The sequence below is a fragment of the Jejuia sp. G7-7 genome (assembly GCF_055808955.1).
In genome coordinates this window covers 1,391,701-1,405,996 of the sequence record NZ_JBVVSZ010000001.1, presented here as the reverse complement: position 1 = coordinate 1,405,996, position 14,296 = coordinate 1,391,701, and the positions used below count along the sequence as shown (strand labels likewise).

Annotated in this window: 15 protein-coding genes; all 15 read left to right on the top strand. The window is 29.3% G+C overall.

Features of this window, described 5'->3' with window-relative positions:
* The first annotated feature begins 105 nt into the window (after positions 1-105).
* The 15 genes from AC0L5U_RS06995 (at position 106) to AC0L5U_RS06925 (ending at position 14,295) form a co-directional block, all read left to right on the top strand.
* The gene (locus AC0L5U_RS06995) at positions 106-897 is read left to right on the top strand and encodes a polysaccharide biosynthesis/export family protein (protein WP_473415496.1); all 792 of its coding nucleotides are present in this window, start codon (positions 106-108) and stop codon (positions 895-897) included.
* Between the two features lie 7 nt (positions 898-904).
* On the top strand, positions 905-3,403 hold the full coding sequence (locus AC0L5U_RS06990) for an exopolysaccharide transport family protein (RefSeq protein WP_473415494.1): 2,499 nt from the start codon (positions 905-907) through the stop codon (positions 3,401-3,403).
* Positions 3,400-4,263, top strand: a complete 864-nt coding sequence (locus tag AC0L5U_RS06985) for an ABC transporter permease (protein ID WP_473415493.1) — start codon at positions 3,400-3,402, stop codon at positions 4,261-4,263. Before AC0L5U_RS06990 ends, AC0L5U_RS06985 begins: the two co-directional genes overlap by 4 nt.
* A 19-nt stretch (positions 4,264-4,282) precedes the next feature.
* Positions 4,283-5,542, top strand: coding sequence for an ABC transporter ATP-binding protein (locus AC0L5U_RS06980; protein WP_473415491.1), 1,260 nt, complete (start codon positions 4,283-4,285; stop codon positions 5,540-5,542).
* 384 nt (positions 5,543-5,926) lie between these two features.
* Entirely contained in the window at positions 5,927-6,682 is a 756-nt protein-coding gene (locus AC0L5U_RS06975; protein ID WP_473415488.1) for an FkbM family methyltransferase, read from the top strand.
* Positions 6,679-7,752, top strand: coding sequence for a DegT/DnrJ/EryC1/StrS family aminotransferase (locus tag AC0L5U_RS06970; protein WP_473415487.1), 1,074 nt, complete (start codon positions 6,679-6,681; stop codon positions 7,750-7,752). The genes AC0L5U_RS06975 and AC0L5U_RS06970 overlap by 4 nt, the downstream gene beginning before the upstream one ends.
* Positions 7,749-8,450, top strand: a complete 702-nt coding sequence (locus AC0L5U_RS06965) for a WbqC family protein (RefSeq protein ID WP_473415485.1) — start codon at positions 7,749-7,751, stop codon at positions 8,448-8,450. The genes AC0L5U_RS06970 and AC0L5U_RS06965 overlap by 4 nt, the downstream gene beginning before the upstream one ends.
* Positions 8,451-8,458: 8 nt before the next feature.
* Positions 8,459-9,418, top strand: coding sequence for a glycoside hydrolase family protein (locus AC0L5U_RS06960; RefSeq protein ID WP_473415483.1), 960 nt, complete (start codon positions 8,459-8,461; stop codon positions 9,416-9,418).
* A gap of 5 nt (positions 9,419-9,423) precedes the next feature.
* Positions 9,424-10,398, top strand: a complete 975-nt coding sequence (locus AC0L5U_RS06955; RefSeq protein ID WP_473415481.1) for a glycoside hydrolase family protein — start codon at positions 9,424-9,426, stop codon at positions 10,396-10,398.
* 5 nt (positions 10,399-10,403) lie between these two features.
* Positions 10,404-10,838, top strand: coding sequence for a GNAT family N-acetyltransferase (locus tag AC0L5U_RS06950; protein ID WP_473415479.1), 435 nt, complete (start codon positions 10,404-10,406; stop codon positions 10,836-10,838).
* 104 nt (positions 10,839-10,942) lie between these two features.
* Positions 10,943-11,581 carry a class I SAM-dependent methyltransferase gene (locus AC0L5U_RS06945; RefSeq protein ID WP_473416196.1) on the top strand — a complete coding sequence of 213 codons (639 nt, stop codon included), beginning with the start codon at positions 10,943-10,945 and terminating at the stop codon, positions 11,579-11,581.
* 6 nt (positions 11,582-11,587) lie between these two features.
* On the top strand, positions 11,588-12,391 hold the full coding sequence (locus tag AC0L5U_RS06940) for a glycosyltransferase family 2 protein (RefSeq protein WP_473415477.1): 804 nt from the start codon (positions 11,588-11,590) through the stop codon (positions 12,389-12,391).
* 35 nt (positions 12,392-12,426) lie between these two features.
* A complete protein-coding gene (locus AC0L5U_RS06935) occupies positions 12,427-12,780 on the top strand; it encodes a glycosyltransferase family 2 protein (protein ID WP_473415476.1) in 354 nt (117 codons plus the stop codon).
* 307 nt (positions 12,781-13,087) lie between these two features.
* Positions 13,088-13,402, top strand: a complete 315-nt coding sequence (locus AC0L5U_RS06930; RefSeq protein ID WP_473415474.1) for a hypothetical protein — start codon at positions 13,088-13,090, stop codon at positions 13,400-13,402.
* A 62-nt stretch (positions 13,403-13,464) separates the two neighbouring features.
* Complete coding sequence (locus AC0L5U_RS06925; RefSeq protein ID WP_473415472.1) at positions 13,465-14,295, top strand: glycosyltransferase; 831 nt, start codon at positions 13,465-13,467, stop codon at positions 14,293-14,295.
* Position 14,296 lies beyond the last annotated feature (1 nt).

Genomic DNA, 14,296 nt, shown 5'->3' with positions numbered 1-14,296 from the left:
TAACTCAAATATACTATTGTTGTGAAAATCAAAACACTATAAAAATCGATAAAAGTTTTATAATTCACGATGAAAAGCTATATTTGCTCAAAATAGCCCTCTATAATGAAGAAATGCGTTTTACTGACTTGCATTATTGTACTTGCTCAATTTTCCTCTTGTATACCTTATAAAGACACATTGTATTTACAGAATAAAAGTGCGGCTACAGATGCTACACAAATTATTGTTGAAAAACAAAAGCCTTATCGTGTTCAAATAAATGATATTTTAAATATTAGAATAAAAGTAACTGACCAAAAAAATGCTGAAATTTTTAATCCTGTTGGAGATGGTAATTTAAATGCTAGTAGTTCAGAACGCGCCTATTTTGATGGGTTTACAATAGATTTACATGGCAAAATTAAAGTACCTATTTTAGGGAAAATAAATGTTTTAGGGTATACCACAGATGAAATTGAAAAAATTATTGAACAAAAACTCTTAGAGGAAGCTTTTAAAGAAACTGCTAAAATATTTGTTACTGTAAAATTAACTGGATTGAGGTTTACTGTTACTGGAGAAGTAGGGAGTCCTGGAACACAAACTTTATTTCAAGAACGGGTAAATATTTTTGAAGCAATTGCTAATTCTGGAGAAGTAAAAGATGTTGGTGATAAAAAAGATGTATTATTGATTAGGTTGTATCCTCAAGGACAAAAAATATTTCATCTGGATTTGACTGATGCAAATATTATGAATTCTCCATACTACTATGTTCAACCTAATGATATGATTTATGTGAAACCTCTAAAACAAAAATCTTGGGGTACAGGAACAAATGCATTACAAAACATTGCTTCTGTTGCAACCATTTTATCATTATTAACTACAACAGTATTATTACTTAGAAATTAAGATAGTTATGGCGCAGTTCGAGTTTGAAAACGACGATAATTTTGATTCTGGTGGAGGAATGTCTTTTGATTTAAAAGGATTTGTTTTTAAGCTCATCTCCTTTTGGTGGCTATTCATCATAAGTATCGCTTTAGGTTTTGTAATCGCCTATTTAGTAAATGATAGAAAACAGAATATATATAGTTTAGAGTCTTTGATTTCAGTTGAAAACGATCAAAACCCTTTTTTTACAGCTAATACAAGTATTTCATTTAATTGGGGCGGTGTTTCAGATAAGGTTGGAAAAGTAATTACAACTTTACAAACTAGGAAGCATAACACTCTTGTTGTAGATTCTCTTCAATATTATATAAACTACTTGGTTGAAGGTAAATACAGAAAGGATAATGTTTACAAGAGAGCACCTTTTTATGCAGATATAGATAAGCGCAAAGGGCAAATGTTAAATATCCCGATTGGAATTCGCTTTTTGAACGATCAAGAATTTGAAACTTTTTTAACTTTTGAATCTGAATATATATCTGTGCAGCATTATGAAGATAAATCAATAAGTAATGCAACTGTCAAACTTGGAGATTTTAGACAAACTTATAAATTCGGAGAATTAATTAATTTACCTTTTTTTAATGGTAGAATTGTTAAGAGGGAAAACGCGAATATTGTTCCTAACTCAGAGTATTTTCTAAGATTTTCTAGTTTTGACGGTGTTGTAAATAGTTATAAAACAGCTGTAAGTTCTACAGTATTTTCAAAAGAGTCTCCTTCAGTTTTAAGGCTTAGACTAAATGGCAATAATAAATCTAAAATAGTAGATTATTTAAATGCTACGTCTTCAATTTTAAGTAGAACAGAATTGGAACGTAAAAACCTTTACGCAACAAATACTATAAAGTTTATTGATAGTAGTTTACAGGCTGTAAATTTAGACTTGAAGGACGTGTCAAACGAGATGGATTCTTTCAGGAAGAAAAATAAGGTGTTTAACCTTGATGATGAAATGGTACAAACGTCATCTAAATTACAAGCATATGAGGTAGATAAAGAAGGTGAGAATAATAAGCTTAATTATTTAAATACTCTAGAAGACTATATTACTACAAAAAATAAGTTTGTTGATATTGCAGCACCTACAACTGTTGGGATAGATGAAATGAATATTATTAATAGTGTTGGAAGAATAACAGCATTGTCCATAGAACGTCAAAATTTAGAGTCTATCGCCAGAGAAGATTCTGAATTATTTAAGGCCATAGACAGAAAAATTGATGCAGAAAAGGCAGTATTATTAGAGACCATTAAAGCAACTAAAAGAACTATAAATATTCAAATATCTAGTTTAAATAGACAAATTGCTAATTTGGAATCTAAATTAAGTAAACTGCCTGAAGATCAGCAAAATTACCTAAAAATACAGCGTAAATTAAACTTAAGTCAAGAGGCTTACAATGTGTATTTGGCAAAGCGTAGTGAAGCAGCAATTGTTAAAGCAGCAAACGTCTCAGATATTAATGTTATTGATGCTGCTAAGGATATTGGAGAAGGGCCTATAGGCCCAAATAGAAATCTTAACTACATGATGGCGCTGTTGTTGGGTACTTTTATCCCTTTAGTTTTAGTTTTCGCTTTATTTTTACTAGACAATACCATAAAAGGTGTTGAAGATGTTGAGCGATTATCAAAAATTTCAATTTTAGGACTAATAGGTAAAGATGTTCATGAAAATAATTTGGTTGTTTATGATAAGCCAAAATCTGCTGTAGCAGAGGCATTTCGTTCTATAAGATCTAGTTTAGAATTTATTTACAGACGAGAAGGTAAAACCAATTCCAGAGTTGTTTTGTTAACGTCCTCAGTTAGTGGAGAAGGGAAAACATTTTGCTCTATAAATATTGCCACAGCTTATGCGGTTTCTGGCAAAAAAACCATATTATTAGGTTTGGATTTAAGAAAACCAAAAATTGTTGAAGATTTTGGTATTTCAAATGAAAAAGGTATTGTGAATTATTTAATTGATGAGTTACCAATAGAAGATGTTATTCATAAAACTCACATATCAAATTTGGAAATCATACCATCTGGTCCCGTTCCTCCTAATCCTTCGGAATTATTAATTGGTGAAAATTTAGAGCGTCTTATCGAAAAGTTAAAAATAACTTATGATATGATCGTGCTAGATACTCCTCCGTTGGGGTTAGTAACTGATGCTTTAGATTTGGTGAAATATGCAGATGCTTCACTATTTGTTTTAAGACTTAATTATACCCGTAAAGGTATGTTGGAACTAATTAATGCTAAACACAAATCTGGCGAAATAAAAAATATAAGTTATATCCTGAATTTTTATAAACATAAATCCACTCATAAATATGGCTACGGCTATGGTTATGGTTATGGTTATGGTGTGTATGGAAATGCATATCATGAAAAGTCTAAAAAGATAACTTTTTTAGATAAAATAAAACGCTTTTTAAGTTATAAATCTAAACCTCAAATTTTAAAAAATTGAACGCATCTAGCGATAATAATTGGTTATATACCATTTCATCTAACAGAAAATTAATTGATTTTAATTTTAAGGAAGTTTGGAGATATAGAGATTTACTTTTGCTTTTCGTAAAGCGAGATATTGTTACGGTATACAAGCAAACTGTTTTAGGGCCTTTATGGTATTTAATTGAGCCGTTGTTTACTTCAGTAATTTTTACATTAATATTTAATAATGTAGCAAATATTTCTACAGGTGAAGTGCCTCCTTTTTTATTTAACTTAGCAGGGATTACTATTTGGAACTATTTTAAGGTGTGTTTTACTTCTACTTCTAATACGTTTTCTTCAAATGCTGCTATTTTTGGAAAAGTATATTTTCCTCGTATAATTGTACCTCTATCTGTTGTAATTTCTAACTTATTTAAGTTCGGAATTCAATTATTAATATTTGTTTGTTTTTATGTTTATTACTATTGTCAGGGATATGAGATTATTTTAAATGCCTATGCCTTTTTATTCCCTGTTATGGTTATTATTATGGCACTATTAGGATTAGGATTAGGGATGATAATATCGTCTTTAGTAACTAAATATAGGGATTTAAAAGTGTTGATTAGTTTTGGAATGCAGTTGTTGATGTATCTTTCGGCAGTTATGTATCCAGTATCTTTTTTCGTTGAAAAAATACCAGAGTATTCTTGGATTGTTGAGTACAATCCTTTGGCATTTGTTATAGAGAGTGTAAGACATATGTTATTAAATGTTGGGAAATTTAATATTAGTATGTTTATTTATACTTTAGGTATTTCTTTAATTGTTTTTTTTATAGGGATTATCATTTTTAATAAAGTAGAGAAACGTTTTATAGACACAGTTTAAAACAAAACTATTAAACAAAGTGAGCGACATCATACTTAAAATAGAGAATATAAGCAAGCAATATCGTCTAGGTGTAATTGGCTCTGGTACTATTAGAGATGATTTAAAACGATGGTGGTATAATATAAGTGGTAAGGAAGATCCTTTTTTAAAAATTGGGGAAGTAAATGACAGGAGTGAAAAGGGGAAGACAAATTATGTATGGGCATTAAAAGACATTAACTTTGAAGTAAAACGAGGAGAAGTTTTAGGTATTATTGGTAAAAATGGTGCTGGTAAATCTACACTTTTAAAGATATTATCTAAAATAACGAGCCCTACTACTGGCGAAATTAAAACCAAAGGACGAATAGCATCATTATTAGAAGTTGGTACAGGTTTTCATAACGAGCTTACAGGAAGAGAAAATATTTTTCTAAATGGTGCTATTCTAGGGATGACTAAAGCTGAGATTAGTTCTAAAATTGACGAAATTATAGAGTTTTCTGGATGCGAACGTTATATTGATACTCCAGTTAAAAGATATTCTAGTGGGATGACAGTACGTTTAGCATTTGCAGTTGCGGCATTTTTAGAACCAGATATTTTAATTATTGATGAGGTTTTGGCGGTTGGTGATGCAGAGTTTCAAAAGAAGGCTATTGGGAAAATGCAAGATATTAGTAAAGGTGAGGGACGTACTGTTTTATTTGTAAGTCATAATATGCTAGCAGTAAAATCTTTATGTTCATCAGCAATTTTACTTCAAAATGGAAAAATAAGAAAACAAGGAAGAGTAGAGGAAATTGTAGACTTATATTTATCTGAATACAGTACTGGTGTTGCTTCTTACAGGAAAATAGACACTAATTCTAATGATTTTTTAGTTAATTCAATACGTATCTCAGATATTGGAGTAAGTGGGAATTTTGATATTGAAAAAGATTTAGAATTAGAAGTTGAAGTAATATGTTTTAAGGTGTTTGAGCAAATTAGTATTAACCTGTTTTTTAATACTGAACACGAAACAAATATTTTTGTTACCTGTTCAGAACCATTACCGCAAGAAATTGGGAAATATGTTTTTAAATGTATAGTACCTAGTGGAACATTAAATGATATTACTTATGCTATTAATTTAATGGTTGTTGAAAAGGGACCAAAGGTTTTACATGAAATAATAAATGTTTTAACAATAAAGGGAATAGAAAATAAAAGAGAAGAGGCTTGGTTAGGGCAATTCCCAGGTCTAGTGAGACCTCAGAATTTTGAATGGAATAAGAAGAAAATTGATGAGTAATTTCAAAAAAAATTATTTAAAAAAATAAAAAAATCTATTAATAATAATTATGGTATTAATAATTATGACGAATATAGATTCGGAGAATATCCTCATAAAGTAACTGAACAAAAAAAAGATAATAGCAAGCCACTCACTATTAAAACCATAAAAAAATTTATAAAAAACAGTATTGGCTATCATCCCGAACATCGTGTTTATTATGAAAACACAAATAATCACATTAACAAGTCTTTAATAGGTTTAGAAAATATTTGGAACAATATTTCTGAAGATGATAGAAAACTATTTGTTGCATTAATTGCATATAGGATATTAGGTTATAAAAAAGTAAAATTACCAAGAAATAATGCATTCTATTGGAAGGCTATTGAAGATGCAAAATTGTTATCTAATCCAGAAGACACATATGACCCTGATTTTATACATTTTATTTTGGAAAAATTTGATTTAAAGCCAATTGGATATGATATAAAATTTTATTTTTCTGAAATTGGAGTAGCAATAGATTTTATTATTGAACAATACACATATAAAATTAAAAACAAAAATGTTGTTTCAGTAGAAAGTGGCGATGTGGTTTTAGATATAGGAGCTTGTTGGGGAGATACAGCAATGTATTTTGCCCATAAGTCTGGAATTAATGGCCGGGTATACTCTTTTGAGTTTATTCCTGATAATATTAAACTTTTTGAAATTAATACAGCTTTAAATCCTAAATTAAAGAATAGAATAAACTTAATTAAACATCCAGTTTCTAATCAATCTAATGATAGTGTGTATTTTAAAGATTCTGGGCCTAGTAGTAGAGTTGAGTTTGAACCATTTCAAGATCAAACTGGTGAAGCTAAAACTATTTCTATAGACGATTTTGTTGAGAATAATAAATTAAAGAAAGTTGATTTTATCAAAATGGACATTGAAGGCGCAGAACCTATGGCGTTACAAGGAGCAATAAAAACCATCAAAAAATTCAAACCTAAACTAGCAATTGCTACTTATCATAGTTTTGAGGATTTTGTTGAAATTCCTAATTGGATACTAAATCTAAATTTGGATTATGAAATTTTTATAGGGCATTATACTATTCACTCAGAGGAAACTATTTGTTTTGCAAAACCCAAAAATGGAATTTCATGATTAATGTAACAAAAGCTTTTTTACCTTCTCAAGAAGAATATCAAGCCATATTAAAAAAGGCATGGGATGCTAACTGGATTACAAATAGAGGACCTTTGGTGCAAGAATTAGAAAATCAGTTAAAAGAGTATTTAAATGTTCCAAATGTCATAGCTACCACTAATGGTACCTTGCCTTTGCAAATTGCTCTTAAAACTTTAGAGTTGTCAGGAGAAATTATAACTACACCATTTAGTTATATAGCCACAACATCATCTATTGCTTGGGAGGGTTGCACACCAGTTTTTGTAGATATTCATCCAGAATATTTAACTATTGATGATGAAAAAATAGAAGCAGCTATAACATCAAAAACATCTGCAATATTGGCAACTCATGTATTCGGTAACCCATGTGATGTTGAGAAAATTGAAAGTATTGCTAGAAAACATAACTTAAAGGTAATTTATGATGCAGCACATTGCTTTGGTGTTAAATATAAAGGGCAATCTATATTTAATTATGGTGATGTAAGTACTTGTAGTTTTCATGCCACAAAATTGTTTCATACGGGTGAAGGAGGAGCTCTATTCTGTAAAGATAAAGGCTTATTATCCAAATTATTCTATCACCATAATTTTGGGCACGATGGACCTGAAGATTTCCAAGGTCTAGGAATTAATGCCAAAATGAGTGAACTTCAGGGAGCCATGGGGTTGACAGTTTTACCATACATGGATAAAATTTTGAATAAAAGAAAAGTTATATGTAATAGCTATTCCGAGGCTTTTAAAAATGTTAATTTACAATTACTAAAGATTAGAGAATTTACAGAGTGGAATTATAGTTATTATCCAGTTATTTTTGAAAATGAAACACAGTTATTGAATGTTAAAGAAGCTTTGATAAAACAACAAATTATTCCAAGACGCTATTTTTATCCAAGTTTGAATAATGTTTTCTATGTAAAAAGCGATATAAAAGTTGTTTCTGATAACATTTCTAAACGTGTATTGTGTTTGCCATTATACCATGATTTACCCGGAGTAGATGTGCAGAGAATAATTTCTATAATTTTAAAGCAGTTATGAAACTAGCGATAATGCAACCTTATCTTTTACCTTATATAGGTTACTTTCAGTTGATTAATTGTGTGGACACCTTTGTTATTTATGATAATATTGAGTACACTAAAAAAGGGTGGGTAAATAGAAATCGGTTTTTGATGAATGCTACTGATAATTATTTCACAATCCCATTAAAAAAATCTTCAGATTTCACATTGGTTTCTGAAAAAGAAGTAGCAGAAAATTTTAAAAAAGAATCTACTAAAATTTTAAATAAAATTGAAGCTTCCTATAGGAAAGCACCTTATTTTAAAACTGTATTTCCATTACTGAAAAGTATACTAACTCATAAAGAAACTAATTTGTTTAAATACATTTATTTTTCCTTAATTAAAGTGTTACATTTCTTAGAGATTAAAACTAAAATAATAATATCTTCAGAAATAGATATAGACCATAATTTAAAATCTCAAAGTAAAGTTATTGCTATATGTGAAAAGTTAGATGCCAAAACATATATAAATCCAATTGGTGGATTAGATTTATACAGTAAAGAGGACTTTGAACAGAAAGGTATAGAACTAAATTTTCTTAAGTCTGCGCCAGTTTTATATAAGCAATTTGATAACGATTTTATACCTTGGTTATCAATAATTGATGTTATAATGTTTAACTCTAAATCTAAAGTAAAGGACTACTTAAATAAGTACGCTTTACAATAAAATCAACTATGTTTAAATGGGAAAAATTAGGTAGAGTCTTTGATCCTAGGGATTTTAAGGATAGACCAGATTGGATGAATGAATTTGCACAAGCACCTTCTACCATTATTTTTGATGATTTTGTTAGAGTTTATTTTTCCTGCAGACCAAAACCAGATATAAATGGTCAATACGTAAGTTACTCTGCTTATGTAGATTTAGATAGAAGAAATCTTTTTGCAATAAATGATATTGGTAAAGAACCAATTTTAGAATTAGGTAAATTGGGTACATTTGATGAGTTTGGTACTTACCCAGCTTCAGTTATAAAAGATGAAGAACAATTTAGAGTGTATTATGCAGGTTGGACAAGATGCGAATCTGTACCATTTAATGTTGCTATTGGTTTAGGTTTTAGTAAAAATGAAGGGAAAACGTTCCAAAAGATAGGAGAAGGTCCGGTTTTGTCTTATTCGCAGAATGAACCATTTATATTGAGTGGTCCTAAAATAAGGAAATTTAGTGGTATTTGGTATTTGTTTTATATAGCTGGTAGTAAATGGATTTTGGATAATGAAAAGCCAGAACCAGTTTATAAAATAAGAATGGCTACATCACAAGATGGAATAAATTGGCAAAAATTAGATAAGGATATAATAAACTCTGTTATTGAAGAAAATGAAGCTCAGGCAAGTCCTGATGTTATTTTTTTAAACGATAAATATCATATGTTTTTTTGTTACCGAAAGAGTACGAATTATAGAGGGAAAGAAAACGGATATAGGATTGGTTATGCTTCTTCAACAGATTTAATTAATTGGACAAGAGATGATTCTAAAGTAGGTATTGACGTTTCAGAAGAAGGTTGGGATTCTGAAATGATTAGTTATCCTCATGTGTTTGAATTAGATAATGAAATTTATATGTTTTATTTAGGTAATGGAGTTGGTAAACATGGTTTTGGACTTGCTAAATTAATAGTAGATTGATGGATATGAAGTGGATAAATAAAAGAAAGTTATTTGACCCTACTAAATTTAAATTGGCAAATGGTTGTAGCGAATTTGCTCAATCTCCACAAGCTATAGTTTTTGATGATTTTATTAGAATATATTTTTCAACTCGTAAAAAAGATAATGCTACAGGTAAATATCTTAGTTTTATTGCTTTTATTGATGTTGATAAGAAATTGCAAAATATATTGAATTCTTCTACAAACGAAATTATACCATTGGGAGAATTAGGAACTTTTGATGAGCATGGAATTTTTCCAATTAATGTATTAAAGGATGGTGATAGAATTTTAGCATATACAACAGGTTGGAGTAGAAGAGTAAGTGTTTCGGTTGAAACATCAATAGGTTTGGCTATAAGTAATGATGGAGGACTTACTTTTGAAAAGCAGGGGCACGGACCGATATTGAGTTCATCTATTAATGAGCCTGCTTTGGTAGGTGATGGGTTTGTTAAAAAAATAGATGGTATTTATCATATGTGGTATATATTTGGAAAAAAATGGATACCAGCAAAAGAGTATGAACCAGAAGCAAGAGTTTATAAAATAGCTCATGCAATGTCAACAGATGGTATTTATTGGGAAAAGGAAGAAGGGTTGCAAATAATTTCGGATGTATTAAACGAAAATGAATGTCAAGCCTTGCCTACTGTTATAAAAATAGGCAATAGATATCACATGTATTTTTGTTTTAGAGAGGCAACAGATTTCAGAAAAAACCCAAAAAGAGGTTATAAATTAGGCTATGCCTATTCTGATAATTTAAAAACATGGATTCGAGATGATGAAAACTCAGGAATTAGTCTAAGTCAAGATTCATGGGATTCAAATATGATGTGTTATCCTCATATATTTGAGTGTGATTCTAAAGTATATTTGTTGTATAATGGAAATGAATTTGGAAAATATGGATTTGGTATTGTTGATTTACATACCAATACAAGCAAGCATTAAATGTTATGCATTATAAAATTAAAATAGCAACTGAAAATGATATTTTATTGCATTTAGTAAAGTGCGATAATGCTTTTTTTCCAAAATTAAGTGAGCGAGCCAATATTGAAGAGTATGCATCTAAATTGTTTAAAATGTCTACTACTTTTGAAGCATGGCATAAAAAAGAATTAGTTGGACTTATTGGAGCATATTTTAATAAAGAATCTAATATTGGGTTTATTTCTAATTTAAGTGTATTGCCTAATTTTCAAAAAAAAGGAATTGCAGGTAATTTAATTAATCAAGCCCTGAAATATGCTATGAAAGATGATTTTGATACTATGAATTTAGAAGTTAGTTGTAGTAATAAAAAAGTTATTTCATTTTACACCAAACATAATTTTAAACGTGTTTCCAATAATTTAGATATTGTTACAATGAGTTTAGATTTAAAATAATAAAAGATGAGCAATAGAGATTATAACAAAGAATTCAGGGATACCAAAGATCATAACTATGCTTATAATTTTGATTTTGATGTAATGCACCCTTTTATGTTAAAATCATTTGCCCCTTTTTTAAGAAAGGAAACTTACTTGAATTGGGCAGTTTTAAAGGGGATTTTACTAAACGATTTTTACCTTATTTTAATGATATAACATGCGTTGAAGCCTCTGATGAGGCAATTAAAATAGCTAAAGATAATCTAGGAGAAAAAGTTAAGTTTGTCAATGCGCTATTTGAAACTGTTGGGCTACCTAAAAAATATGATAATATTGTTTTAACACATGTTTTGGAGCATCTTGATGATCCAGTTCGAGTTTTGAAAAGAATTAATGATGAATGGTTATCAGATAATGGGCGGTTCTTTTTAGTGTGTCCTAATGCAAATGCACCATCAAGACAAATAGCTGTTAAAATGGGATTAATTAGTCATAATTCAGCAGTAACACCTTCTGAAAAGGCACACGGACATCATATTACATATACCCTAGACACTTTGGAACGTGATGCTAAAAAAGCAGGATTAAAGGTAGTGCATCGATCTGGAATATTCTTTAAGGCGTTAGCAAATTTTCAATGGGATAAACTAATGCAGACAGATATCATTTCTAGAGAGTATTTAGATGGTTGTTATGAGTTGGGGCAACAGTATCCAGATTTATGCTCAAGTATATTTTTAATGTGTGAAAAGGGATAGATATTTATGGATTTACCACTTCTTTCGGTATGTTTAATAACTTACAATCATAAAGACTATATCCGTGAAGCTATAGATGGGGTTTTGATGCAAAAAACTAATTTCTCTATTGAATTAATTATAGCAGATGATTTTTCTACAGATGGAACTAGGGAGATTTTAATTGAGTACAAAAAGAAACATCCAGATTTAATAACTCTGATATTACAAAAGAAAAATTTAGGGCCAGCAAAAAACTGGATGCACTTAATTACAGCTCCAAATCCACAAGTAAAATATATAGCTTATTTTGAAGGAGACGATTATTGGTTGGACCCTTTAAAATTGCAAAAACAAGTTGATTTTCTAGAAAGCAATAATGATTATAATATTTGTTTTCATAATGTTAAAACGTATAATCAAAATAAAAAAGAATTTGAATTAATAAATAACACTCGAAAAGTTCAAGAAACAACAAATGTAAACGATTTGGCTAAAGGGAATTTTATACACACACCCTCAGTAGTTTTAAGAAACAATTTTGCTTTACCAGAATGGTTCACAAGTATGCCAATAGGGGATTGGGGACTTTATATGCTCGCCATAAAAGATAAAAAAATAAAAAAACTTGATGATATAATGGCTGTTTACAGAGTACATAATTTAAGTGTTTGGGCTACAAAAACAAATCAGTATCGTCTTTTAAATAGTATAAAAAGTTTTGAGTTAATTCTAAACTCTAATGAAGTAACACCGGAAGCTAAAACGATATTAAAAAATAGTATCAAAGATTTTAGAAATCAATTACCAAAGAAAAAAATCCTTTTTTAAGTATTATAAATAAAATAAATATTTTTAAATAAATTTTGAATAAAGAACTTCCTCTAATATCGGTAATAGTTCCAAATTATAATCACGAAGATTATTTAAAACAGCGTTTGGAGAGTGTTTTTAACCAAACCTACGGTAATTTCGAAGTTATTTTATTGGATGATAAAAGTACAGACAATAGTGCGGAGATAATTAAAAGTTACAATACCCATAGCAAAGTAAGTCATTGTATTTTTAACAAGGAAAACTCTGGAAGTACATTTAAGCAATGGAATAAGGGGGTAGAACTTGCAAAAGGTGATTATATTTGGATAGCAGAAACAGATGATTTTTGTGAAACACATTTTTTAGAACATGTAATAACTCCCTTTTTAAAGATAAAGAAATAGCATTATCATACTGTCAATCACATAGAGTTAATAGTAGCGGTGTTGTTACAGGAAATTGGATTAGCCATACAGCAAAATTTAAAGATAATCCATTTCAAAAAGATTTTATTATGGATGGTAATTTATTCATAGAACGTTTTTTAATTCATAAAAATGTAATTCCAAATGCAGGTGCTGTAATTATTAAAAAGAGTATTCTAAAAAAATTTTGCCATTAGATTTTAAACCTTATTTAAAATATACTGCCGATTGGCTTTATTATGCGCAACTTATTTGTAATAAAAAGGTTGCGTTTATTTCAGAATCTATGAACTATTTTAGATTTCATGAAAAAAGCGTTATAGCAAAAGCTGATGAAGAAAGTGGGTTGCCAAAAATTTTAGAAATGGAGATTAAGATGAAATCTGATATGTTTAACTTTATTGAACATCAAAATCCTAAAAATTTGATTGCTATAAAAAATGGGTATAAAAATGAAAAAGAAAGACTTACATATAAAAGAGCAAGTGCATTAATAGAACAAAAAAAATATTTTAGTGCCATTTGCGGTGTCTTTTTCAGTAGAAGACTTTTAAAAAAAACGATGAGAAATTGTATTAGAAGAATACTAAACCTTAAGTAATATTTTTAATGCTAGCTATAGTTATCCCATTTTACAAACTAACTTTTTTTAAAGCTACTTTAATGGCTTTAGCCAATCAAACTGATACTAGATTTAAAGTTTATATAGGAGATGATGCAAGCCCAGAAAACCCAGAAACATTACTAAATTCATACAAAAATAAAATAGATTTTAAATACACAAGGTTTGATGAAAACTTTGGAAGCACATCTTTAGTAAAACAATGGGAACGTTGCTTAAATTTGGTTGAGAATGAAGAATGGATAATGATTCTTGGAGATGATGACAAAATTAGTGAAGATGTTGTTGCATCTTTTTACAAGCATCATGAAGAGTTTAATACAAAATCAAATTTGGTAAGGTTTGCTAGTAAAGTTATAAATGAGGAGGAAGGTGATATTACTGAGAGCATATTTAAACATCCTACTTGGGAAAGTGCCTACCAGTCCTATTGCAGAAAGGTTAGAGGTTTAACAAGAAGTTCATTATCAGAGTATGTATTTTTAAAAAGTATATATGCTCAAAAAAAGTTTACAGAATATCCGTTGGCGTTTTTTAGTGATGATAAAGCATGGTTAGATTTTTCAAATGATAAACCTATCTATTCTATAAATGATGCACTTGTTATGGTTAGGATTTCTGAAATAAGTATCTCAGGAAGAGTAGATAATTTAGACTTAAAAATAGATGCCGAAATAGCTTTTTTAGAAGCGCTATATCATGATAAATTACATAAGTTTGATAAAGGATGTAGGTTAGATATTATAAGAAAATATGAGGTTTCCATTCTAAAAAAATCAAAATTAAGCGTTTCACAATGGTTAAGTTTATATCTTACACACTTGAAATATTTCGAAAAAAAATATTCTTTAAGTTTAATAAACGACTCCTAAA

Excerpts from the sequence above, each read along its gene's own strand:
- AC0L5U_RS06955 (WP_473415481.1), top strand. The coding sequence starts at position 9,424 with ATGAAGTGGATAAATAAAAGAAAGTTATTTGACCCTACTAAATTTAAA.
- AC0L5U_RS06995 (WP_473415496.1), top strand. The coding sequence starts at position 106 with ATGAAGAAATGCGTTTTACTGACTTGCATTATTGTACTTGCTCAATTT.
- AC0L5U_RS06970 (WP_473415487.1), top strand. The coding sequence starts at position 6,679 with ATGATTAATGTAACAAAAGCTTTTTTACCTTCTCAAGAAGAATATCAA.
- AC0L5U_RS06930 (WP_473415474.1), top strand. The coding sequence starts at position 13,088 with ATGAACTATTTTAGATTTCATGAAAAAAGCGTTATAGCAAAAGCTGAT.
- AC0L5U_RS06940 (WP_473415477.1), top strand. The coding sequence starts at position 11,588 with ATGGATTTACCACTTCTTTCGGTATGTTTAATAACTTACAATCATAAA.
- AC0L5U_RS06965 (WP_473415485.1), top strand. The coding sequence starts at position 7,749 with ATGAAACTAGCGATAATGCAACCTTATCTTTTACCTTATATAGGTTAC.
- AC0L5U_RS06960 (WP_473415483.1), top strand. The coding sequence starts at position 8,459 with ATGTTTAAATGGGAAAAATTAGGTAGAGTCTTTGATCCTAGGGATTTT.
- AC0L5U_RS06925 (WP_473415472.1), top strand. The coding sequence starts at position 13,465 with ATGGCTTTAGCCAATCAAACTGATACTAGATTTAAAGTTTATATAGGA.
- AC0L5U_RS06950 (WP_473415479.1), top strand. The coding sequence starts at position 10,404 with ATGCATTATAAAATTAAAATAGCAACTGAAAATGATATTTTATTGCAT.
- AC0L5U_RS06990 (WP_473415494.1), top strand. The coding sequence starts at position 905 with ATGGCGCAGTTCGAGTTTGAAAACGACGATAATTTTGATTCTGGTGGA.